This is a genomic window from Streptomyces coeruleofuscus (assembly GCF_039532725.1).
GTDB classification, from domain to species: Bacteria; Actinomycetota; Actinomycetes; order Streptomycetales; family Streptomycetaceae; genus Streptomyces; species Streptomyces coeruleofuscus.
Map to the genome: position 1 here is coordinate 116963 of NZ_BAAASE010000007.1, position 21583 is coordinate 138545.

Below are 21583 nucleotides of genomic sequence, written 5' to 3' on the forward strand. Positions count from 1 at the left end.
GCAACACTAGTTCCGCCGCAACAGCCGCGTCGCCCCCGCCGCCACCGTCGTCGCCAGGATCCAGCCCAGCAGGATCATGGCCGTCGCCAGCCACTGCCAGCCCCCGCGCAGCTGCCAGAAGCCCACCTGGCCGAGGTCGATGACCGGCAGCAGCAGATCGAGCGTGAACAGCGTGGGGTTCCACTCCGGATGCTCACCGCGCTTCAGCGGCGGGTGCCCGGCCTGGGCGAAGGCGAGCGAACCCGCCGCCCACAGCACCGCCATCCACACCGCGGCCCGGGCCGGCCGGTACCCGTAGGCGACCGTCCAGTCCTGCGCGTAGCCCCACAGCTTGGCGGCCGGCGGCAGGCTCTCCCGGTGCCGGCGCTGCTTGGCGAGCAGCACCTCGCGGGCGTCCTCGTCCTCCCCGCCGGCCCGCAGCACGGCCGCGAGCCGCTCGTACGGCTCCGGGTTGTACTCGGCGGTCGCCGCCGCCACCCAGTCCAGCCGCTCGACCAGCGGGAACGGCCCGCGCGGCACGAGGTTCTCGTAGGCGAAGCCGCCCATGTGCAGCCGCCCGGGGCCGGGCCAGGCGTCCGCCCGGTCCATCAGGTTGACGATCTTCGCCCCCGACAGCACGACACGCCCGCGCGCGGGACGCTCGCCGAGGAACCGCAGCTCCGGCGTCTGCACCCGGCGCAGCGACAGCTCCTGGTCGTCGGTGAGGGTGAACCGGGCCTGCTCGAAGTCGACCGCGTCGCCGAACCGCCCGTCGTCCAGCCGGATCCCGCCCTCGCACGCGAACCGCTGGATCCGCGTCCCGCGCGCCGGGGTCATCCCGCTCATCGCCTGGGCGCCGATGCCCGCCGGCGTCAGGTACAGGCTGCGCTCGACGGTCAGCTGCGGGGCGTTGAAGGCGAGCCGCTCGTACGGGTTGGCCAGGCGGGCGCCGCGCAGGCTCAGGGACACGCCGATGGTGGCGGCGCGCAGGCTCAGCTCGCCGTGCGACTCCAGCAGCTCGGCCTGTAAGTCCTGGCCGACGGTCAGGCCGTCGGCGGCGATCGACCGGCCGCTGCGGTCCCGGTGCACGATCGCCTGGTTGAGCATCAGGTCCGTGCCGATCTGCGCGTCCGTGAGCCGGATGCCGCGGTGGAAGCGGCAGCGCGGCAGATGCAGATCGCCCTCCGTCTGCACCCGGGCCGCCTCCAGCCGGGGCACCGAGCAGTCCACCATCCGCACGGTCGTGAAGCGCGCCTCCGGCAGCAGGACGTCCTGCTCGAACCGGCACTGGCGCATCTCGACGTACGGCACCACCGTGCCGCCGGCGAGGTCCAGCGAGCCGCTGATCAGCACGCCGGTCAGCTTCAGCGACGACACCCGGCCGGCCAGGGCGGGCGGGCCGTCCAGGAGCAGCCAGCAGACGATCCGGGCCCGCACGGTCCGCTCCTCGCCCCACGGGTGGCCGCCGTGCGGGTCGTCCACCAGCGGGTCGCCGCTGCTCAGGTCGTACACGCTGCCGTTGCGGAACGCCTGCCACATTCCGGCCTCCGCCGCGGTCAGGTCGTCGGGCAGCTCCCCGGCACGCACGCCGGCCCCCTCGGTCACGTCTCTTCCTTCCTCCCCGGATACTCGCGGGTCAGGTGCTTCGTACAGCTGTTCATGCCCGCTGGGTGACGCCACGAACGCGAAACGTGAAGGGGATCTTCCGGGTGCCGGCGGCATTCTGTATCAGCCATTGATACGAGCGAACGGCGCCTCATCGGGGTCTGAGAGAATTGAGCACGTGATCTCCCGAATCGATCTGCGCGGCGACGCCCTCCCCGAGGGCCCCGCCCTGCGTGACCTGCTGCCCCGAGCCGAGTTCGACGTACAGGCCGCCCTGGAGAAGGTGCGTCCGATCTGCGAGGACGTGCATCATCGGGGCGACGCGGCGCTGATCGAGTACGCCGAGCGGTTCGACGGGGTCAGGCTCGACCAGGTGCGGGTGCCGGCCGCCGCGCTCACGCGCGCGCTGGAGGAGCTCGACCCGGCCGTGCGCGCGGCCCTGGAGGAGTCCATCCGGCGCGCCCGGACCGTCCACCGCGAGCAGCGCCGCAGCACGCACACCACCCAGGTGGTGCCCGGCGGCTCCGTGACCGAGAAGTGGGTTCCGGTCGAGCGCGTCGGGCTGTACGCGCCCGGCGGCCGGTCCGTGTATCCGTCCTCCGTGGTCATGAACGTGGTGCCCGCCCAGGAGGCCGGCGTCGAGTCCATCGCGCTCGCCTCCCCGGCCCAGGCCGAGTTCAACGGGCTGCCGCACCCGACGATCCTGGCCGCCTGCGCGCTGCTCGGCGTCGACGAGGTCTACGCCGCCGGCGGCGCCACGGCCGTCGCCATGTTCGCGTACGGCACCGAGTCCTGCGCGCCCGCCAACATGGTCACCGGCCCCGGCAACATCTGGGTCGCCGCCGCCAAGCGCTACTTCACCGGCAGGATCGGCATCGACGCCGAGGCCGGCCCGACCGAGATCGCGGTCCTGGCCGACGACACGGCCGACCCGGTGCACGTCGCCTCCGACCTGATCAGCCAGGCCGAGCACGACCCGCTGGCCGCCGCCGTGCTCGTCACGGACTCCGTCGAGCTCGCGGACGCCGTGGAGAAGGAGCTGGAGCCGCAGATCGCGGCCACCAGGCACGTCGACGACCGGATCGTCCCGGCGCTGTCCGGCAGGCAGTCCGCGATCGTCCTGGTCGACGGCATCGACGAGGGCCTCAGGGTGGTCGACGCGTACGGCGCCGAGCACCTGGAGATCCAGACGGCCGACGCCACCGCCGTGGCCGACCGCGTCAGGAACGCCGGCGCGATCTTCATCGGCCCCTGGGCCCCGGTCTCCCTCGGCGACTACGCGGCCGGCTCCAACCACGTCCTGCCCACCGGCGGCTGCGCCTGCCACTCCTCGGGCCTGTCCGTCCAGTCGTTCCTGCGCGGCATCCACATCGTCGACTACACCAAGGACGCGCTGGCCGAGGTCGCGCACCACGTGGTCACGCTGGCGGAGGCGGAGGACCTGCCCGCCCACGGCGCGGCGATCAAGGCGAGGTTCGGGTGGAAGGTGCCGGAGAGCAAGTGAGCGACGTACGCATCGACGATCTGCCCGTACGGGACGAACTGCGCGGCAAGTCCCCCTACGGCGCGCCCCAGCTGGACGTCCCCGTACGGCTGAACACCAACGAGAACCCCTACCCGCTGCCCGAGCCGCTGGTCGAGCGCATCACCGAGCGGGTCCGCGAGGCGGCCCGCACCCTCAACCGCTACCCGGACCGGGACGCGGTCGAGCTGCGCACGAGGCTCGCCGAGTACCTGACGGACACGTCCGGCTACCAGGTGGGCCTGGCCGACGTCTGGGCCGCCAACGGCTCCAACGAGGTCATCCAGCAGCTGCTCCAGACCTTCGGCGGGCCCGGCCGCACCGCGATCGGCTTCGAGCCGTCGTACTCGATGCACGCGCTCATCTCGCGCGGCACGGGCACGGGCTGGATCTCCGGTCCCCGCAACGAGGACTTCACGATCGACCTCCCGGCCGCCGAGCAGGCGATCGCCGAGCACCGGCCGGACGTCGTCTTCGTCACCACCCCCAACAACCCCACGGGCAACGCGGTCCCGCCCGAGACGGTCCTCGCGCTGTACGAGGCCGCACAGGCGGCGAAGCCGTCGATGGTGGTCGTGGACGAGGCGTACATCGAGTTCAGCCACGGCGACTCGCTGCTGCCGCTGCTCGACGGGCGCCCCAACCTCGTCATCTCCCGCACGATGTCGAAGGCGTTCGGCGCGGCGGGCCTGCGCCTCGGTTACCTCGCCGCGCACCCCGCCGTCGTGGACGCCGTCCAGCTCGTCCGGCTGCCGTACCACCTGTCCGCCGTCACCCAGGCGACCGCCCTGGCGGCCCTGGAGCACACCGGCACGCTGCTGGGCTACGTCGAGCAGCTCAAGGCCGAGCGGGACCGCCTGGTCACCGAGCTGCGCGAGATCGGCTACGAGGTGACCGCATCCGACGCGAACTTCGTACAGTTCGGCCGGTTCGCGGACTCCCACGAAGCGTGGCGGAAGATCCTCGACCGGGGCGTCCTGGTCCGGGACAACGGCGTGCCCGGCTGGCTCCGGGTCACCGCCGGAACCCCCGAAGAGAACGACGCGTTCCTCGACGCGGTCCGTGCACTGAAGAAGGAGCAGAGTCAATGAGCCGCATCGGACGCGTGGAGCGGACGACCAAGGAGACCTCGGTCCTCGTCGAGATCGACCTCGACGGCACCGGCAAGACGGAGATCTCCACCGGCGTCGGCTTCTACGACCACATGCTCGACCAGCTCGGCCGGCACGGTCTGTTCGACCTGACCGTGAAGACCGAGGGCGACCTGCACATCGACTCGCACCACACCATCGAGGACACCGCCCTCGCCCTGGGCGCCGCCTTCAAGCAGGCCCTCGGCGACAAGGTCGGCATCTACCGCTTCGGCAACTGCACGGTCCCGCTGGACGAGTCCCTCGCCCAGGTCACCGTCGACCTGTCCGGCCGCCCCTACCTCGTGCACACCGAGCCCGAGAAGATGGCGCCGATGATCGGCGAGTACGACACCACGATGACGCGGCACATCCTGGAGTCCTTCGTGGCCCAGGCGCAGATCGCGCTGCACGTGCACGTGCCCTACGGGCGCAACGCGCACCACATCGTGGAGTGCCAGTTCAAGGCGCTGGCCCGGGCCCTGCGCTACGCGTCCGAGCGCGACCCGCGTGCGGCCGGCATCCTCCCCTCCACGAAGGGCGCCCTGTGAACGGCATCTCGACCCTGCTGATCGTCGTCGGCCTGTTCCTCGTCGGCGGGATCTACTCCTTCGTCAAGCAGAAGATGCCCAAGGGACTGATCGTGCTGCTCTCGATCGGCGCCGCGATGTGCCTGGCTGCCGGTGTGGTGAGGCTGGAGGTGTGGAATTGAGCGCCCCGCAGAAGAAGGTCGTCGTCTTCGACTACGGCTTCGGCAACGTCCGCTCCGCCGAGCGCGCCCTCGCGCGCGCGGGAGCCGACGTCGAGATAACGCGTGACTACGACAAGGCCATGAACGCCGACGGGCTGCTCGTGCCGGGCGTCGGCGCCTTCGCCTCCTGCATGACGGGCCTGCGCGAGGCGCGCGGCGACTGGATCGTCGACCGCAGGCTGTCCGGCGGCCGCCCGGTCATGGGCATCTGCGTCGGCATGCAGATCCTCTTCGCCCGTGGCATCGAGCACGGCGTGGAGAGCGAGGGCCTCGACGAGTGGCCCGGCTCGGTCGAGCCGCTCCAGGCCGAGATCGTGCCCCACATGGGCTGGAACACCGTCGAAGCAGCCGCCGGCTCGCAGCTGTTCGCGGGCCTGGACGCGGACGCGCGCTTCTACTTCGTGCACTCCTACGCCGTCCACGACTGGTCGCTGGAGACCCACAACCCGGCGATGGAGGCCCCCAAGGTCACCTGGTCCACGCACGGCAAGCCGTTCGTCGCGGCCGTCGAGAACGGCGCCCTGTGGGCCACGCAGTTCCACCCCGAGAAGTCCGGCGACGCCGGAGCGCAGCTGCTGAACAACTGGATCGGAACCCTGTGATGGCTTCGAAGCTCGAACTCCTCCCCGCCGTCGACGTCCGTGACGGCCAGGCGGTCCGCCTGGTGCACGGCGAGTCCGGTACGGAGACCTCCTACGGCTCGCCCCTGGAGGCCGCGCTCGCCTGGCAGCGGTCCGGCGCCGAGTGGCTGCACCTGGTCGACCTGGACGCCGCGTTCGGCACCGGCGACAACCGCGCGCTGATCGCCGAGGTCACCAAGGCGATGGACATCAAGGTGGAGCTGTCCGGCGGCATCCGCGACGACGACACCCTCGCCGCCGCCCTGGCCACCGGCTGCACCCGCGTGAACCTGGGCACGGCCGCGCTGGAGGCCCCCGAGTGGGTCGCCAAGGTCATCGCCGAGCACGGTGACAAGATCGCGGTCGGTCTCGACGTCCGCGGCATGACCCTGCGCGGCCGCGGCTGGACCCGCGACGGCGGCGACCTCTACGAGACGCTGGAGCGCCTCAACAAGGAGGGCTGCGCGCGGTACGTCGTCACGGACATCGCCAAGGACGGCACGCTCCAGGGCCCCAACCTGGAGCTGCTGCGCAACGTGTGCGCCGCCACCGACCGCCCCGTCGTGGCCTCCGGCGGCGTGTCCTCGCTGGACGACCTCCGGGCGATCGCCGAGCTCGTGCCGCTCGGCGTAGAGGGCGCGATCGTAGGGAAGGCGCTGTACGCGAAGGCGTTCACCCTGGAAGAGGCCCTGGAGGCCACAGCTTGAAAGGGATGCAGGTTCATGAGTGATGCCGTACGGCGCGTGCAGAGCGGAAGTCCCTGGGAAGAGAGTTTCGGTTTCGCACGCGCCGTGGCGGCGGGCGATCGGGTGCTGGTGGCGGGCACGACCCCCTTCAAGGGCGATGTGCTGTACGGGGAAGGCGATCCGTACGAGCAGGCCAAGGCGGCCTTCACCAGCGCCCTCGAAGCGATCGGTGAATTCGGGCTCGGCATCGGGTCCGTGGTCCGTACGCGGATGTATCTGGCACACACGCGCGACCTCGACGACGTGGGCCGGGCTCACAAGGAACTGTTCGACACCGTGCGCCCGGTCGCGACCTTCCTCGTGGTGGACGGCTTCGTCGACCCGCGCGTCCTGGTGTCGGTGGAACTAGAGGCATTCAGAGGAACGGTGGATTCATGACCCTGGCGGTCCGAGTCATCCCCTGCCTGGACGTGGACAACGGCCGGGTCGTCAAGGGCGTCAACTTCCAGAACCTGCGCGACGCGGGCGACCCCGTCGAGATGGCCAAGGTGTACGACGCCGAGGGCGCGGACGAGCTGACGTTTCTGGACATCACCGCCTCGTCGGGCAACCGCGAGACGACGTACGACGTGGTGCGCCGCACGGCCGAGCAGGTGTTCATCCCGCTCACGGTCGGCGGCGGGGTGCGTACGGCCGAGGACGTGGACAAGCTGCTGCGGGCCGGCGCGGACAAGGTCGGCGTCAACACGGCCGCGATCGCCCGCCCGGAGCTCATCCGGGAGATCGCGGAACGCTTCGGCCGCCAGGTCCTGGTCCTGTCGGTGGACGCGCGCCGCACCGAGTCCGGCTCCTTCGAGGTGACCACCCACGGCGGCCGTCGCGGCACCGGCATCGACGCCGTCGAGTGGGCGCACCGGGCCGCGGAGCTGGGCGCCGGCGAGATCCTGCTCAACTCCATGGACGCGGACGGCACCAAGGACGGCTACGACCTGGAGATGATCGCGGCCGTGCGCAAGCACGTGACCGTCCCGGTCATCGCCTCGGGCGGCGCGGGCAAACTGGCGGACTTCCCGCCGGCCATCGCGGCGGGCGCGGACGCGGTCCTGGCCGCGTCCGTGTTCCACTTCGGTGACCTGCGCATCGGCGAGGTCAAGGAGACGCTGCGGGAGGCGGGTCACCCGGTGCGGTGACCCGCCTGTCGGGAGCCCCGGTCGCGTGCTGCGGCCGGGGTTCTCCATGCGCCCTCAGGTCCCCGTACGCCCTCGGACGGTCCTCTCAGATCCCGAGCTGCTTGCTCTCGTGCAGTTTCGCGATCGCGTTCTCGTCGCCGTCCAGGTCGACCTTGGCCGCGCTCTGGCGGCCGTAGGAGAACAGAACCAGTTCGGAGGGTTCGCCGGTCACCGTGACCACCGGGGTGCCGCGCTGGGCGACCGCTGTCTGGCCGTCCGGGCGGCGCAGCACCAGGCCCGTCGGGACGCTGCGCCCCATCAGCCGGGCGGTGCGCTCCAGCCGGGACCACAGGGCGTCCTGGAAGACCGGGTCGAGATCGCGGGGCGACCAGTCGGGCTGGGCGCGCCGGACGTCCTCCGTGTGGACGTAGAACTCGATGAGGTTGGACATCTCGTCGACCGGCTTCAGCGAGAAGGGCGAGAAGCGCGGCGGCCCCGTACGGATCAGCTGGATCAGCTCCTCGTACGGCTTGTCGGTGTACTCCGCCATCACCCGGTCCAGGCGTGGCGCGAGCTGCTTGATCAGTATCCCGCCGGCGGCGTCCGGGCGGCGCTCGCGCACCACCACGTGGGCGGCGAGGTCCCGGGTCGTCCAGCCCTCGCACAGGGTGGGCGCGTCCGGGCCCGCGGTCTCCAACAGATCGGCGAGGAGAAGTCGTTCACGCTTGGCATGGGTCGACATGCGGCCCAGCCTACGACCGGGCCGCAGGTCCGCACAGTGGACACTCCACCTCGCCCGTCAGTGTCGCGCGGCACAATGGTCGGCATGACCAGCACGTCCTCCCGGCCCAGCCGCCTCGACCCGGAGATCGCCGCCCGCCTCAAGCGCAGCGCCGACGGCCTCCTGCCCGCCATCGCCCAGCAGTACGACACCGGAGAGGTGCTCATGCTCGGCTGGATGGACGACGAGGCGCTGCACCGCACCCTGACCACCGGCCGGTGCACGTACTGGTCGCGCAGCCGCCAGGAGTACTGGGTCAAGGGCGACACCTCCGGCCACTTCCAGTGGGTGAAGTCCGTCGCCCTCGACTGTGACGCCGACACCGTCCTGGTGAAGGTCGACCAGGTCGGCGCCGCCTGCCACACCGGCGCGCGCACCTGCTTCGACGAGGACGTGCTCCTCAAGGACGGCGGCTCCGACGTCTCCGCCCCGGATCAGTAAGGTCAGCCGCCATGGACCTCGAGACGTTCCGCAAGCTCGCCACCGACCGGCGGGTCATCCCGGTCACCCGCAAACTCCTCGCCGACGGCGACACCCCGGTCGCGCTCTACCGCAAGCTCGCCGCCGAGCGCCCGGGCACCTTCCTGCTGGAGTCCGCGGAGAACGGCCGCTCGTGGTCCCGCTACTCGTTCGTGGGCGTCCGCAGCGCCGCCACGCTGACCGAGCGCGACGGGCAGGCCCACTGGCTCGGCGCCCCGCCCGTCGGCGTCCCCACGGACGGCGACCCCCTCGCCGCGCTGCGCGCCACCATCGAGGCCCTGCACACGCCGCACCAGGAGGGCATGCCGCCCTTCACCGGCGGCATGGTCGGCTACCTCGGCTACGACATCGTCCGCCGCCTGGAGAAGATCGGCCCCGGCGAGCGCGACGACCTCAAGCTCCCCGAGCTGACCATGCTCCTCACCAGCGACCTGGCCGTCATGGACCACTGGGAGGGCTCGGTCCTGCTGATCGCCAACGCGATCAACCACAACGACCTGGAGACCGGCGTCGACGAGGCCTACGCGGACGCCGTGGCCCGGCTCGACGCCATGCAGGCCGACCTCTCCCGCGCGGTCGCCCAGCCGCCCGCCGTGCTGCCGCCCTCCGAGCTCCCCGAGTACTCCGCGCTGTGGGGCGGCCCCGACTTCCAGGAGGCCGTCGAGGACATCAAGGAGCGCATCCGGGCCGGCGAGGCCTTCCAGGTCGTCCCCTCCCAGCGCTTCGAGACGCCGTGCACGGCGAGCGCGCTGGACGTCTACCGGGTCCTGAGGGCCACCAACCCGTCCCCGTACATGTACCTGTTCCGCTTCGACGGGTTCGACGTCGTCGGCTCGTCCCCCGAAGCCCTGGTCAAGGTCGAGGACGGTCGCGCCATGGTCCATCCCATCGCCGGCACCCGCTGGCGCGGCGCCACCCCGCAGGAGGACCAGGCCCTCGCCGACGAACTGCTCGCCGACCCCAAGGAGCGCGCCGAGCACCTCATGCTCGTCGACCTGGGGCGCAACGACCTGGGGCGGGTCTGCGAGCCCGGCTCGGTCGAGGTCGTCGACTTCATGTCCGTCGAGCGGTACTCGCACGTCATGCACATCGTCTCGACGGTGACGGGCCGCGTCGCCCGAGGCCGCACCGCCTTCGACGTGCTCACCGCGTGCTTCCCGGCCGGCACCCTCTCCGGCGCCCCGAAGCCCCGCGCCATGCAGATCATCGACGAACTCGAACCGTCCCGGCGCGGGCTGTACGGCGGCTGCGTCGGCTACCTCGACTTCGCGGGCGACTCCGACACCGCGATCGCCATCCGCACGGCCCTCCTCCGCGAGGGCACCGCCTACGTCCAGGCGGGCGCGGGCATCGTCGCCGACTCCGACCCGGTCGCCGAGGACACGGAGTGCCGCAACAAGGCGGCGGCGGTCCTCAGGGCCGTCCACACGGCGAACCGGCTGGGAAAGGCCTGAGATGACCCCCGGGTGACGGTTCGCCCCGGGTTCAAGCGATAGTGGGGTACGTGACTGCTGCACCTCACCCCCGTTCCCAAGCCGCCGGGTCCGCCCGGGCCGGCCGCCGGAGCCTCGCCGTCGCGCTGCTGTGCGGCGCGCTCGGCGCGGCCGTGGCGCTGCTCGCCACCCGGCAGCGCTGGGCGGAGGGCACCGCGACGGTAGCCGGCGGCGCCTTCCCCCTGACCGCCAAGGGCAGCGACGTCACGGGCGTCCCGGCGGCGCTCGCCGTGGTGGGCCTCGCCGCGCTCGTCGCCGTCTTCGCCGTCCGCCGGGCCGGCCGCCTCGTCGTGGCCGCGCTGCTCGCGCTCTCCGGCGCGGGCATCGTCGTCGCCGCCCTGCTCGGCGCCTCCGACGGCTCCGCGCTCGACGAGCAGGCCGCCCAGGCCTCCGGTGACACCTCGGCCGCCGTGGACACCATCAGCCACACCGCCTGGCCGTACGTCGGGGCCGTGGGCGGCGTGCTGCTCCTCCTGGCCGGACTGCTCGCCCTGCGCTACGGCCGGCTGTGGCCCGCGATGTCCGGCCGCTACGAGCGGGGCGGCACACCGCAGCCGCGCCGCAAGGCCCCCGCCGTCGACCCCGACCGGCCCGAAGACCTGTGGAAGGCGCTCGACCGGGGCGAGGACCCCACCGGAGCCTGAGCCACACGGGGGAGCGGGGCGTATCGCAGGAGCACCCCCGCTCACCGCCCCCGCGCGCGTGCGGGACAATGGGCCCGAGCGTCCTGCTCAGACACGCACACAGCAACGAGGAGCAAGCAATGGCGGGCAGCAGCCACGGTCACACCCCGGCCGCCTGGACCGGTGTCACGATCGCCTTCATCGGTTTCTGCGTCGCGGGCGCGTTCATGGTGATGGACCAGCCGGCGGGCTTCTGGGCCGGCATGGTGGTCGTGCTGCTCGGCGGCGTCGTCGGCGCCATCATGCGCGCGATGGGTCTCGGGCAGCCGAAGGAACTGCACCAGCCGCACCGGACCACGGGCGACCGCGAGCCGGCACGCGCCGAGGGCTGATCCCCGCGGAACACCGCGTTGTCGCGTGAGGGGCGGCCGGCACTCGAGTGCCGGGACCGCCCCTCACGCGCGTGCGGGGCACAATGGCTGCCGTGAACGCCGACAGCCGAAGGGCGGCGCCCAGCGTCCCGGGCCGCCTGGCCGTCCCCGCCGGGGTGCTCGCGGCCGTCGCCGGGGCCTTCGCCTACGTGGGCGCGGTCGACCCCAACGAACCCGGCCACTACCCCGTCTGCCCGCTGCTGCACTACACGGGCCTGTACTGCCCCGGCTGCGGCGGACTGCGCAGTGCGCACGCCTTCGTCCACGGCGACCTCCCGGCGGCACTGCACGCCAACGCGCTCGCCGTCCTCGGCTACCTGGCCTTCGCCGTGCTGTGGACCGTATGGGTGGTCCACGCGGTGCGCGGGCGCCCGCTGCGGATCGACCCCCGCCCGGGGCTGGTGTGGAGCCTCGGGGCGTTGCTGCTGGTCTTCACGGTTGTCCGGAACCTGCCCTTCGGTGACTGGCTCCATCCTTGATCAACTGGCGGATGTCCAGGTAGTGGGACCGGCGTCAACCGGATGCGAGGCCTACGCCCCGCTGCGGATACCATCGCAGTGACCATCGGTTTTCGATCGGTCGCTGGAACTGTCAAGAGTCTGGAAGGGGGCCGCTCGCGTGAGTGTGCTCGACGAGATCATCGACGGAGTCCGTGCCGACCTCGCGGAGCGGCAGGCGCGCGTCAGCCTCGACGAGCTCAAGGAGCGCGCGGCGAAGGCTCCCGCCGCCAAGGACGGCGCGGCCGCACTGCGCGGCGACGGCGTCAAGGTCATCTGCGAGGTGAAGCGCTCCAGCCCGTCCAAGGGCGCGCTGGCCGCGATCGCCGACCCGGCCGGACTCGCAGCGGACTACGAGGCGGGCGGCGCGGCCGTCATCTCCGTCCTCACCGAACAGCGGCGGTTCGGCGGCTCGCTCGCCGACCTCGAAGCGGTCCGCGCCCGCGTGGACATCCCGGTCCTGCGCAAGGACTTCATCGTCACGTCGTACCAGCTGTGGGAGGCCCGGGCCTACGGCGCCGACGTCGTCCTGCTGATCGTCGCCGCTCTCGACCAGCCCGCCCTGGAGTCCCTGATCGAGCGCGCCGAGTCCATCGGGCTCACGCCGCTCGTCGAGGTGCACGACGAGGACGAGGTCGAGCGCGCGGTCGACGCCGGCGCACGCGTGATCGGCGTCAACGCGCGCAACCTCAAGACCCTCGAGGTCGACCGCGGCACCTTCGAGCGCGTGGCACCCGAGATCCCCGACCACATCATCAAGATCGCCGAGTCCGGCGTCCGCGGCCCGCACGACCTCATCGCCTACGCCAACGCCGGCGCCGACGCGGTCCTGGTGGGCGAGTCCCTCGTCACCGGCAAGGACCCCAAGACGGCGGTCTCCGACCTGGTGGCGGCAGGCGAACATCCCGCACTCCGGCACGGCCGGGGCTGATCTCCCGCTAAGCTTGGCTCGATGAATCTCACCATGACGACCGTGGACCGGTACGCCCGCCTCGCGCGCGGCTGCCGCCCCCGCGGCTGCCGTGCGCCCGCGCGCCGCGTACACGGCCGCCGCGTCCGGTACGTCATCGGTGACGAGCCGGGGCAGGTCAACGGCATGCGATGGCAGCGGGTCTTTTAGGGGCGCGGGGAACTGCGCGAGCAACCACATAGAGCCCGCAGCCAAGAGACGATCTCCGCCCCCACGGCGATTAGTGCACTCCACACACACTCACCGTGAAGGTTTCCGCATGCCCAGTCAGTTCTTCATCCCCGACCCCGAGGGTCAAACGCCCAACCCCGAAGGCTACTTCGGGACATTCGGCGGCAAGTTCATCCCGGAGGCCCTCGTCGCCGCAGTCGACGAGGTGGCCGTCGAGTACGACAAGGCCAAGCACGACCCGGAGTTCGCCAAGGAACTCGACGACCTCCTGGTCAACTACACCGGCCGCCCGTCGGCCCTCACCGAAGTCCCTCGTTTCGCCGCGGAAGCGGGTGGCGCCCGGATCTTCCTCAAGCGGGAAGACCTCAACCACACCGGCTCCCACAAGATCAACAACGTCCTCGGCCAGGCCCTGCTCACCAAGCGCATGGGCAAGACCCGCGTCATCGCCGAGACGGGCGCAGGCCAGCACGGCGTCGCCACGGCCACGGCCTGCGCGCTCTTCGGTCTCGAGTGCACGATCTACATGGGCGAGATCGACACCCAGCGGCAGGCCCTCAACGTCGCGCGGATGCGCATGCTCGGCGCCGAGGTCATCGCCGTGAAGTCCGGCAGCCGCACGCTGAAGGACGCGATCAACGAGGCGTTCCGCGACTGGGTCGCCAACGTCGAGCACACGCACTACCTCTTCGGCACGGTCGCCGGTCCCCACCCCTTCCCGGCCATGGTCCGCGACTTCCACCGGGTCATCGGCGTGGAGACCCGCCGCCAGCTCCTGGAGCGCGCGGGCCGGCTCCCCGACGCGGCCGTCGCCTGCGTCGGCGGCGGCTCCAACGCCATCGGCCTCTTCCACGCCTTCATCCCGGACCCGGAGGTGCGCCTCATCGGCTGCGAGCCGGCAGGCCACGGCGTCGACACCGGCGAGCACGCGGCGACCCTGACCGCCGGAGAGCCCGGCATCCTGCACGGCTCCCGCAGTTACGTCCTCCAGGACGACGAGGGCCAGATCACCGAGCCGTACTCGATCTCGGCCGGTCTGGACTACCCCGGCATCGGCCCCGAGCACTCCTACCTCAAGGACTCCGGCCGCGGTGAGTACCGCGCGGTCACGGACGACGCGGCCATGCAGGCCCTGCGCCTGCTGTCCCGCACCGAGGGCATCATCCCGGCCATCGAGAGCGCCCACGCGCTGGCCGGCGCCCTGGAGGTCGGCAGGGAGCTCGGCAAGGACGGGCTGATCGTGGTCAACCTGTCCGGCCGCGGCGACAAGGACATGGACACCGCCGCCCGCTACTTCGGCCTCTACGACACCGACGCCGAGGTCGCCGCCGACGCCGACACCGACACCGCCGAGATCGAGGGGGACGCCAAGTGAGCGGGAACATTCAGCTGCTGAGCGACACCCTCGCCGCGGCGAAGTCAGAGGGCCGGGCCGCCCTCATCGCCTACCTCCCGGCCGGGTTCCCGACCGTGGACGGCGGCATCGAGGCGATCAAGGCCGTCCTGGACGGCGGCGCCGACGTCGTCGAGGTCGGTCTGCCGCACAGCGACCCCGTCCTCGACGGGCCCGTCATCCAGACCGCCGACGACATCGCCCTGCGCGGCGGTGTGAAGATCGCCGACGTGATGCGCACGGTCCGCGAGGCCCACGCGGCCACCGGCAAGCCGGTGCTCGTCATGACGTACTGGAACCCCATCGACCGCTACGGCGTCGAGCGGTTCACGGCCGAGCTCGCCGAGGCGGGCGGCGCCGGGTGCATCCTGCCCGACCTGCCCGTGCAGGAGTCGGCGCTGTGGAGGGAGCACGCCGAGAAGCACGGCCTCGCCACCGTCTTCGTCGTCGCCCCCAGCAGCAAGGACCAGCGGCTCGCGCAGATCACCGCGGCGGGCAGCGGCTTCGTCTACGCCGCCTCCCTCATGGGCGTCACCGGCACCCGCGCGTCGGTCAGCTCGCAGGCCGAGGACCTGGTGGCACGCACCCGGGCCACCGGCACGGACCTGCCGGTCTGCGTCGGGCTCGGCGTCTCCAACGCCGCCCAGGCCGCCGAGGTCGCCGGCTTCGCCGACGGCGTGATCGTCGGCTCCGCCTTCGTCAAGGCCATGCTGGACGCCCCGGACGACGCGGCCGGTGTCGAGGCCGTGCGCTCGCTCGCGGGTGACCTCGCGAAGGGCGTGCGCCGACAGGCGTAGGAAAGCCGGAAGTCATACAGGTCCCTCGTACGGGTGGACCTGGGGCCGGGGAGGCGCGGTGCGCCTCCCCGGTTCGTTTCCGGGGTGTGAGCGAGAAGAACCGTGAGGGAAAGCGCACCGCCCGGGAGAAGATGGCGGTCGAGCGTGAGAAGCAGAAGTCCGCTGAGAAGCGCCGGCGCGCATTGATCGTGGGCGGGGCCGTCGTCGCCGTCCTGGGACTCGCGGCGGTGATCGGCGTCGTCGCGGCCAACGCCGGCAAGGACGACGACAGCGAGGCCTCGGGTCCGGTCGTGGCCCCCTCGGGAGCACAGGGCAAGGACGGCCTGGCGATCCCGGTCGGCAAGGAGAGCGCCAAGTCCACGCTCACGGTCTGGGAGGACTTCCGCTGCCCGGCCTGCAAGTCCTTCGAGACGGCGTACCGGCCGGTGATCCACGAGCTGACGAACGCCGGCCAGTTGAAGGCCGAGTACCACCTGGTCACCCTCATCGACGGAAACATGGGCGGCAGCGGCTCCCGCAACGCGGCCAACGCCGCGGCCTGCGCCCAGGACGCCGGGAAGTTCACCGCGTACCACGACGTGCTCTTCGACAACCAGCCCCAAGAGGTCGACGACGCCTACGCCGGGAACGACAAGCTGATCGAGCTGGCCGGCAAGGTCGACGGCCTGGACACCCCCGCCTTCCGCAAGTGCGTCGAGGACGGCAAGCACAACGGCTGGGTCGCCAAGTCCCACCAGGCCTTCAACAAGGGCGGCTTCTCCGGCACGCCGACCGTGCTGTTCGACGGCGAGAACATCTACCAGGACCGGACGATGACCCCGGCGAAGCTGAAGCAGATGGTGCAGGAGCAGAACAAGGGGTAAAGGCTTTTCTCACGCTCCCGTTATGGACCCGTAGCCGGGCTGCCTGCCGCGGCCCCGGTCGGGCACGGTAGCGTCGACCTTGCCATGGAACTTGCCTTCATTCCCAGCCCGTCACGCGGGGTGCTGTACCTCGGCCCCATTCCGCTGCGCGGCTACGCGTTCTGCATCATCATCGGCGTCTTCGTTGCCGTCTGGCTCGGCAACAAGCGCTGGATCGCCCGGGGCGGGCGGACCGGCACGGTGGCCGACATCGCTGTCTGGGCCGTGCCGTTCGGCCTGGTCGGCGGCCGGCTCTACCACGTGATCACGGATTACGAGCTGTACTTCAGCGAGGGCCGTGACTGGGTGAACGCCTTCAAGATCTGGGAGGGCGGCCTCGGCATCTGGGGCGCGATCGCGCTGGGCGCGCTGGGCGCCTGGATCGGCTGCCGGCGCCGGGGCATCCCGATGCCGGCGTACGCCGACGCCGTCGCGCCGGGCATCGCCCTCGCCCAGGCGATCGGCCGCTGGGGCAACTGGTTCAACCAGGAGCTGTACGGCAAGCCCACCGACCTGCCCTGGGCCCTGGAGATCACCTCCTCCGCGGACGGGCGGGTGCCGGGTACGTACCACCCGACGTTCCTGTACGAGTCGCTGTGGTGCATCGGCGTCGCGGTCCTGGTCATCTGGGCGGACCGCCGCTTCCGGCTGGGACACGGCCGGGCGTTCGCGCTGTACGTCGCCGCGTACTGCGCGGGCCGGGCGTGGATCGAGTACATGCGTGTCGACGACGCCCACCACATCCTGGGTCTCCGGCTCAACGTGTGGACCGCGATGCTCGTGTTCGTGCTCGCGGTCACCTACCTCGTGGTGTCGTCGAAGAAGCGGCCGGGCCGGGAAGCCGTGGTGGAGCCTGGTGCCTCCGGCGGTGAAGCCGCCGCGGACGACGAGGGCAAGACCGACAGCGAGAGCCAAACCGACAGCGAGGGCCAGGACGGGGACGCCGACGACGGGGTCGAGAACGAGGCCGGGTCGGCGAAGAAAGCCTGACGATCAGCCGCACTGCATCGAGGGGTGCCCGGAGCTGTCCGGGCGCCCCTCGATGCGTCTAACGGCGGCGTGCCAGGGACAGGGTGCGCTGGGCCGCCGTCACCACCGCCGTGTCGATGAAGCGGCCGTCCGGGAGGGCCTGGGCGCCCGGTTCCGCGGCCGCCGCCTTGACGATCGTCTCCGCTTGTTCGATCTCCTCCTTCGTGGGGAGGAAGGCCCGCTCGATGACGGGGAGCTGGCGGGGGTGGATCGCGGCCCGGCCCAGGAAGCCCAGGGCGCGGCCATGGGCACAGGAGGCGGCCAGCCCTTCCAGGTCGCGGACGTCCGGGTGGACCGACTGCGCCGGCGGGGGCAGGCCCGCGGCCCGGGCGGCCAGGATCACCCGGGAGCGGGACCAGTCGAGCCCCGCGTCGTCCGGTACGCCCAGGTCGGCCCGTAGATCCGTCTCCCCGAGCGCGATGCCCCGCAGGGACGGATGGGCCGTGGCGACGGCGTACGCCTGCTCCACGCCGAGGGCCGTCTCCAGCAGGGCGTACAGGGGCAGCCCGGTGGGGACGGCGTGCTGTGCGATCCGGACGACCTCGGCGGGCGAGGTGATCTTGGGGAGCCGCAGGGCGCAGAGGCCGTGAGCCGGGGCCACGGCGGCGAGGTCCTGCCCGGCCCAGGGGCTGTCCAGGGCGTTGACGCGGACGTGCACCGGGACCGGCGGCAGCTCGGCGAGCAGCTCGGCGGTGGCGGCCCGGGCGTACGCCTTCCGGTCGGGGGCGACCGCGTCCTCCAGGTCGACGACGACGATGTCGGCGCCGGAGGTGAGGGCCTTGGCCACCACGGGCGGGCGGTCGCCCGGGGCGTAGAGCCAGGTGAGCGGGAACGCCGTCACAAGGCGCCCTCCGCGCGCAGCGCCGTGAGGTCGGCCGGGGTGAGGCCCAGTTCGGTGAGGACCTCGTCGGTGTCCGCGCCGTGCGGGCGGCCGGCCCAGCGGATCGCGCCGGGCGTGGCGGAGAGCCGGAAGAGGACGTTCTGCATGCGCAGGGGGCCCAGCTCCGGGTCGTCGACGGTGGTGATGGTGTTCAGGGCCTGGTACTGCGGGTCCGCCATCACGTCGCGGACGTCCTGGACCGGGGCCACCGCCGCCTCGGCCTTCTCGAAGGCCGCCAGGACGTCCGTGCGGGTGCGTGCGGCGATCCAGGAGCCGACCGCCTCGTCCAGGACGTCGGCGTGGCGGGCGCGGTCGGCGCCCGTGGCGAACCACGGCTCGTCGATCAGTTCCGGCCGGCCCACCAGGTGCATCACGCGTTCCGCGACCGACTGGGCCGACGTCGAGACGGCGACCCAGGTGCCGTCCGCGGTGCGGTAGACGCCGCGCGGGGCGTTGTTGGGGGAGCGGTTGCCGGTGCGGGGCTGGACGTGGCCGAGCTGGTCGTACCAGAGGGGCTGGGGGCCGAGGGCGGCCAGGATCGGTTCGATCAGGGCCGTGTCGACGACCTGGCCCTCGCCGGTGCGGTCACGGGCGGCGAGCGCCGTCATCACCGCGTACGCCGTCGTCAGGCCCGCGATGGAGTCGGCCAGGCCGAACGGCGGGAGCGTCGGGGGCGCGTCCGGCTCGCCGGTGATCGCGGCGAAGCCGCTCATCGCCTCGGCGAGGGTGCCGAAGCCGGGGCGGTGGGCGTAGGGGCCGAACTGGCCGAAGCCGGTGACGCGGGCCAGGACCAGGCGGGGGTTGGCGGCCGACAGCTCCGGCCAGCCCAGGTCCCACTTCTCCAGGGTGCCGGGGCGGAAGTTCTCGATGATCACGTCGGCGCCGGCGGCGAGGCGCAGGAGGGTGCTGCGGCCGCCGGGCTTCGACAGGTCGAGGGTGATGGTGCGCTTGTTGCGGCCGAGCATCTTCCACCACAGGCCCACGCCGTCCTTCGACGGGCCGTGGCCGCGGGACGGGTCCGGTTTCGTCGGGTGCTCGACCTTGACGACCTCCGCGCCGAAGTCGCCGAGCAGGGTGGCGGCGAGCGGGCCGGCGAAGAGGGTGGCGAGGTCCAGGACGCGGAGGCCGGTGAGGGGCGCGGTCATGAGCGGTGGGTCTCCCGGTGTGTGAGGTGGGCGAGGGTGTCGAAGCCGATGCCGTTGAGGTCGCCGATGGAGGTGGACAGGCGGTTCTTCAGGGGGGCCGTCCAGCGGTCGGGGAGGGCCGCGGGGTCTCCGAGCAGCAGGCCGGCGATGCTGCCGGCGGTCGCGCCGTTGGAGTCGGTGTCCCAGCCGCCGCTCACGGCCCGGCAGATCGAGCCGGAGAAGTCGCCGTCGGCGTGGGTGAGGGCGGCGGCGATCAGGGCGGTGTTGGGGACGGCGTGCACCCAGTGGTGGGTAGGGGCGTGGGTGGCGTGCAGTTCGTCGACGACCGTGTCGAAGTCGGCGTGTTCCCGGGCCAGTCCGATGGCGTGGTGGACGGCTCGGGCGAGGCGGGAGCGTGGCGGGACGACGGTGAGGCCGGTGCGCAGGCAGGTGTGGACGTCGTGTTCGCCTGTCGCGGCTTGCGCGATGGTGGCCGCCGTGAACATCGCCGCGTAGACGCCGTTGGCGGTGTGGGTGAGGGTGGCGTCGCGGTGGGCCTGTTCCGCGGCGGCGGCCGGGTCGCCGGGGTTGGTCCAGCCGTGGACGTCGGCGCGGATCAGGGCGCCGATCCATTCGCGGAACGGGTTGCGGTGGCGGGCGGTGTGCGGGGGTTCCAGGCCGGTGAGGAGGTTGCGGTAGGCGATGCGTTCGGCGGTGAAGGTGCGGCCGGCGGGGAGTTCGTCGAGCCAGGTGCGGGCCACGTCCGTGGTGGTGAAGGACTTGCCGTGGCGTTGGAGGACGAGGAGGTTGAGGAGGGGGTAGTTGAGGTCGTCGTCCTCGGGCATGCCGTCGATGTTCTCGGCGAGGGAGGTTTGCGCCGAGCGGCGGTTCCAGGGGTGCTTCTGGAGGAGGTCTTCGGGGACGCCTCGGGCTGTGAAGTAGGTGGTGAGGGGCCAGTTGCCGGTGGAGTTGGCCAGTTGGCGAATGGCTTCCAGGGGGAGTTTCTCTACTGGTTTGCCCAGGAGGCAGCCGACGGCTCGGCCCAGCCATGCGGATTCCAGGTGCGACTGCCTTGTGGCTGGACGCGGGTGGGTCGCGCAACCCGACGGCGGCCACTCGGGGCAAGCCGACCTGATCTTCTCCAGGTCCGTCGGCTCGTCGTCCGACAACCTGCTCGGGAGGTCCGCCAGTTCGTCCAGGAGGTCTTCTGCCAGCTGGCGGAGGTAGCGGGAGGCGGGGGTGGGGGACGCGCCTGTGGTGAGAGGGGCGTCCGGGCCGCCTGCTGCTCTCCAGCGGGCCGCGATCGCTTTCGGCTCGCGGCCGTCCTGAGCTGCCTGGCGGAGTTCGTGGCCGAGCAGGTCCTCCGGCTGGACCCAGGTCAGGCGGAGCATTCCGGGCCTCCGAGGGATGCGAAGGCCTGCTCGTGGGTGCGGCGGCGGGAGGTGTCCCGGGAGAAGATTTCGCGGGTCACGGCCGTGAGGGTCGCGGCGGGTTCCCAGAGGTCCAGGCGGCTGGCCTCCGCGACCGTCTTGGCCCAGTCCTGGGGGATCGGCGAGCCGAGCGCGCCGGCCAGGGCGCCGGCCATCGTGGCGATGGAGTCGCAGTCGCGGCCGTAGTTCACGGCGCCCAGGACCGCGTGCCGGTAGTCGCCCTGAGCCACGAGCAACATGCCCAGGGCCACGGGGAGTTCCTCGATCGCGTGGAGGCGGGAGGGGCGGCGGGCGCCGAGGGAAGGGGCGCGGTAGTCGGGGCCGACCGTGTCGTAGGGGGCGACCGTCTCGCGCAGGGGGCCCAGTGCCGACTCGAAGTCCGTGTGGCGGGAGGCCTCCTCGCAGACCCGCTCGATGGCGGTGCGCGTGCCGTCCTTCGCCAGGGACAGGCAGGTCGAGACGACCGAGTCCGGGGTGGCTCCCGGGGCGCACGCCGCCGCGACCGCCGCCGCCAGGACGCCCGCCGCCTCACGGCCGTACGACGACTGGTGCGCGCCCGCGATGTCGAGGGCCTCGGCGTAGGCCGCCCGCGGGTTGGCGGCGTTGACCAGGCCGACCGGGGACATGTACATCGCCGCACCGCAGTTGACGATGTTGCCGGTGCCGGCCTCGCGCGGGTCGGCGTGGCCGTAGTGGATCCTCGTCACCAGCCATTTCTCCGCCAGGAAGACGCGGTGCAGGGGGAGTGCCTCGGTCTCCAGTTCCGGGATCCAGCGTGGCTCGGTCATCAGGTCGGGGACGAGGTGGTCGGCGATCGCGTAGGCGTCGAGGTGGTCACGGACGCGGGCGTAGACGCGGATCAGGGCGTGCGTCATCAAGGTGTCGTCGGTGACGTGGCCGTCGCCCTTGTGGTACGGGGCGAGGGGGCGGGCGGTGCGCCAGTCGTCGCCGTGCCAGGGGCCGACGATGCCGTGGACGCGGCCGCCGTGGCGTTCCAGGATCTGCTCGGGCGAGTAGCCCTCGACGGGGCCGCCGAGGGCGTCGCCGACGGCGGCTCCGACCAGGGATCCGGTGATCCGTTCGTCCAGTGTGGCGATTTGTTGCGGTTTGGGCTTCATGG

The 21583-nt window shown here is 72.0% G+C and carries 25 protein-coding genes; 19 read left to right on the top strand and 6 right to left on the bottom strand.

Annotated features, from left to right (window positions below):
* Positions 1 to 6 precede the first annotated feature (6 nt).
* Positions 7 to 1584 (bottom strand): oxidoreductase, encoded by a 1578-nt coding sequence (locus tag ABFX81_RS26815; protein WP_086849360.1) that lies wholly within the window; start codon positions 1582 to 1584, stop codon positions 7 to 9.
* A 178-nt stretch (positions 1585 to 1762) separates the two neighbouring features.
* On the opposite strand from ABFX81_RS26815, the gene hisD reads away from it, so the two are divergent.
* Genes hisD through hisF form a run of 8 tightly spaced genes read left to right on the top strand, consistent with a single transcriptional unit; the run spans position 1763 to position 7483 of the window.
* A complete protein-coding gene (gene hisD / locus ABFX81_RS26820; protein WP_086849362.1) occupies positions 1763 to 3088 on the top strand; it encodes a histidinol dehydrogenase in 1326 nt (441 codons plus the stop codon).
* The gene (locus ABFX81_RS26825; RefSeq protein ID WP_086849363.1) at positions 3085 to 4197 is read left to right on the top strand and encodes a histidinol-phosphate transaminase; all 1113 of its coding nucleotides are present in this window, start codon (positions 3085 to 3087) and stop codon (positions 4195 to 4197) included. Before hisD ends, ABFX81_RS26825 begins: the two co-directional genes overlap by 4 nt.
* Positions 4194 to 4787, top strand: a complete 594-nt coding sequence (gene hisB, locus ABFX81_RS26830; RefSeq protein WP_086849365.1) for an imidazoleglycerol-phosphate dehydratase HisB — start codon at positions 4194 to 4196, stop codon at positions 4785 to 4787. The genes ABFX81_RS26825 and hisB overlap by 4 nt, the downstream gene beginning before the upstream one ends.
* Positions 4784 to 4948, top strand: a complete 165-nt coding sequence (locus tag ABFX81_RS26835) for a hypothetical protein (protein WP_010039417.1) — start codon at positions 4784 to 4786, stop codon at positions 4946 to 4948. Before hisB ends, ABFX81_RS26835 begins: the two co-directional genes overlap by 4 nt.
* A complete protein-coding gene (gene hisH / locus ABFX81_RS26840; protein ID WP_381033103.1) occupies positions 4945 to 5589 on the top strand; it encodes an imidazole glycerol phosphate synthase subunit HisH in 645 nt (214 codons plus the stop codon). The genes ABFX81_RS26835 and hisH overlap by 4 nt, the downstream gene beginning before the upstream one ends.
* The gene (gene priA, locus ABFX81_RS26845; RefSeq protein ID WP_086849369.1) at positions 5589 to 6314 is read left to right on the top strand and encodes a bifunctional 1-(5-phosphoribosyl)-5-((5-phosphoribosylamino)methylideneamino)imidazole-4-carboxamide isomerase/phosphoribosylanthranilate isomerase PriA; all 726 of its coding nucleotides are present in this window, start codon (positions 5589 to 5591) and stop codon (positions 6312 to 6314) included. The genes hisH and priA overlap by 1 nt, the downstream gene beginning before the upstream one ends.
* 15 nt (positions 6315 to 6329) lie before the next feature.
* A complete protein-coding gene (locus ABFX81_RS26850; protein WP_086849371.1) occupies positions 6330 to 6731 on the top strand; it encodes a Rid family hydrolase in 402 nt (133 codons plus the stop codon).
* Positions 6728 to 7483 (top strand): imidazole glycerol phosphate synthase subunit HisF, encoded by a 756-nt coding sequence (hisF, locus tag ABFX81_RS26855; RefSeq protein ID WP_086601776.1) that lies wholly within the window; start codon positions 6728 to 6730, stop codon positions 7481 to 7483. Before ABFX81_RS26850 ends, hisF begins: the two co-directional genes overlap by 4 nt.
* Positions 7484 to 7568: 85 nt before the next feature.
* On the opposite strand, the gene ABFX81_RS26860 is transcribed toward hisF, so the two are convergent.
* A complete protein-coding gene (locus ABFX81_RS26860; protein ID WP_086849373.1) occupies positions 7569 to 8204 on the bottom strand; it encodes a TIGR03085 family metal-binding protein in 636 nt (211 codons plus the stop codon).
* Positions 8205 to 8288: 84 nt separating this feature from the next.
* Here ABFX81_RS26860 and hisI point away from each other — a divergent pair, with 84 nt between their 5' ends.
* The 11 genes from hisI to lgt all read left to right on the top strand — a co-directional run bounded on the left by hisI (position 8289) and on the right by lgt (position 16990).
* Complete coding sequence (hisI, locus tag ABFX81_RS26865) at positions 8289 to 8684, top strand: phosphoribosyl-AMP cyclohydrolase (RefSeq protein ID WP_086849418.1); 396 nt, start codon at positions 8289 to 8291, stop codon at positions 8682 to 8684.
* Between the two features lie 11 nt (positions 8685 to 8695).
* Entirely contained in the window at positions 8696 to 10177 is a 1482-nt protein-coding gene (locus ABFX81_RS26870) for an anthranilate synthase component I (RefSeq protein WP_086849375.1), read from the top strand.
* A 41-nt stretch (positions 10178 to 10218) separates the two neighbouring features.
* Entirely contained in the window at positions 10219 to 10860 is a 642-nt protein-coding gene (locus ABFX81_RS26875; protein ID WP_086849377.1) for a TIGR02234 family membrane protein, read from the top strand.
* 119 nt (positions 10861 to 10979) lie between these two features.
* Positions 10980 to 11231, top strand: coding sequence for an HGxxPAAW family protein (locus ABFX81_RS26880; RefSeq protein ID WP_086849379.1), 252 nt, complete (start codon positions 10980 to 10982; stop codon positions 11229 to 11231).
* An 83-nt stretch (positions 11232 to 11314) separates the two neighbouring features.
* On the top strand, positions 11315 to 11749 hold the full coding sequence (locus tag ABFX81_RS26885; protein ID WP_086849381.1) for a DUF2752 domain-containing protein: 435 nt from the start codon (positions 11315 to 11317) through the stop codon (positions 11747 to 11749).
* A gap of 139 nt (positions 11750 to 11888) precedes the next feature.
* Positions 11889 to 12698, top strand: coding sequence for an indole-3-glycerol phosphate synthase TrpC (gene trpC, locus ABFX81_RS26890; RefSeq protein WP_037668094.1), 810 nt, complete (start codon positions 11889 to 11891; stop codon positions 12696 to 12698).
* Between the two features lie 21 nt (positions 12699 to 12719).
* The gene (gene trpM, locus ABFX81_RS26895) at positions 12720 to 12887 is read left to right on the top strand and encodes a tryptophan biosynthesis modulator TrpM (protein ID WP_346138789.1); all 168 of its coding nucleotides are present in this window, start codon (positions 12720 to 12722) and stop codon (positions 12885 to 12887) included.
* Between the two features lie 109 nt (positions 12888 to 12996).
* Positions 12997 to 14283, top strand: a complete 1287-nt coding sequence (trpB, locus tag ABFX81_RS26900; protein WP_086849383.1) for a tryptophan synthase subunit beta — start codon at positions 12997 to 12999, stop codon at positions 14281 to 14283.
* The gene (gene trpA, locus ABFX81_RS26905; RefSeq protein ID WP_086849385.1) at positions 14280 to 15098 is read left to right on the top strand and encodes a tryptophan synthase subunit alpha; all 819 of its coding nucleotides are present in this window, start codon (positions 14280 to 14282) and stop codon (positions 15096 to 15098) included. The genes trpB and trpA overlap by 4 nt, the downstream gene beginning before the upstream one ends.
* 86 nt (positions 15099 to 15184) lie before the next feature.
* Positions 15185 to 15961 (top strand): thioredoxin domain-containing protein, encoded by a 777-nt coding sequence (locus tag ABFX81_RS26910; RefSeq protein ID WP_086849387.1) that lies wholly within the window; start codon positions 15185 to 15187, stop codon positions 15959 to 15961.
* Positions 15962 to 16045: 84 nt separating this feature from the next.
* A complete protein-coding gene (gene lgt, locus ABFX81_RS26915) occupies positions 16046 to 16990 on the top strand; it encodes a prolipoprotein diacylglyceryl transferase (RefSeq protein ID WP_086849389.1) in 945 nt (314 codons plus the stop codon).
* A 58-nt stretch (positions 16991 to 17048) separates the two neighbouring features.
* Here lgt and ABFX81_RS26920 read toward each other — a convergent pair whose 3' ends face one another.
* The 4 genes from ABFX81_RS26920 to ABFX81_RS26935 are packed head-to-tail and all read right to left on the bottom strand — an operon-like array spanning position 17049 to position 21581.
* Positions 17049 to 17870: an aldolase/citrate lyase family protein gene (locus ABFX81_RS26920; protein ID WP_086849391.1), complete on the bottom strand. Its 822-nt coding sequence runs from the start codon at positions 17868 to 17870 to the stop codon at positions 17049 to 17051.
* Positions 17867 to 19054, bottom strand: a complete 1188-nt coding sequence (locus ABFX81_RS26925; RefSeq protein WP_086849393.1) for a CoA transferase — start codon at positions 19052 to 19054, stop codon at positions 17867 to 17869. Before ABFX81_RS26925 ends, ABFX81_RS26920 begins: the two co-directional genes overlap by 4 nt.
* Positions 19051 to 20424, bottom strand: a complete 1374-nt coding sequence (locus ABFX81_RS26930; protein ID WP_086849395.1) for an ADP-ribosylglycohydrolase family protein — start codon at positions 20422 to 20424, stop codon at positions 19051 to 19053. The genes ABFX81_RS26925 and ABFX81_RS26930 overlap by 4 nt, the downstream gene beginning before the upstream one ends.
* A complete protein-coding gene (locus ABFX81_RS26935) occupies positions 20412 to 21581 on the bottom strand; it encodes an ADP-ribosylglycohydrolase family protein (protein ID WP_086849397.1) in 1170 nt (389 codons plus the stop codon). The genes ABFX81_RS26930 and ABFX81_RS26935 overlap by 13 nt, the downstream gene beginning before the upstream one ends.
* Positions 21582 to 21583 lie beyond the last annotated feature (2 nt).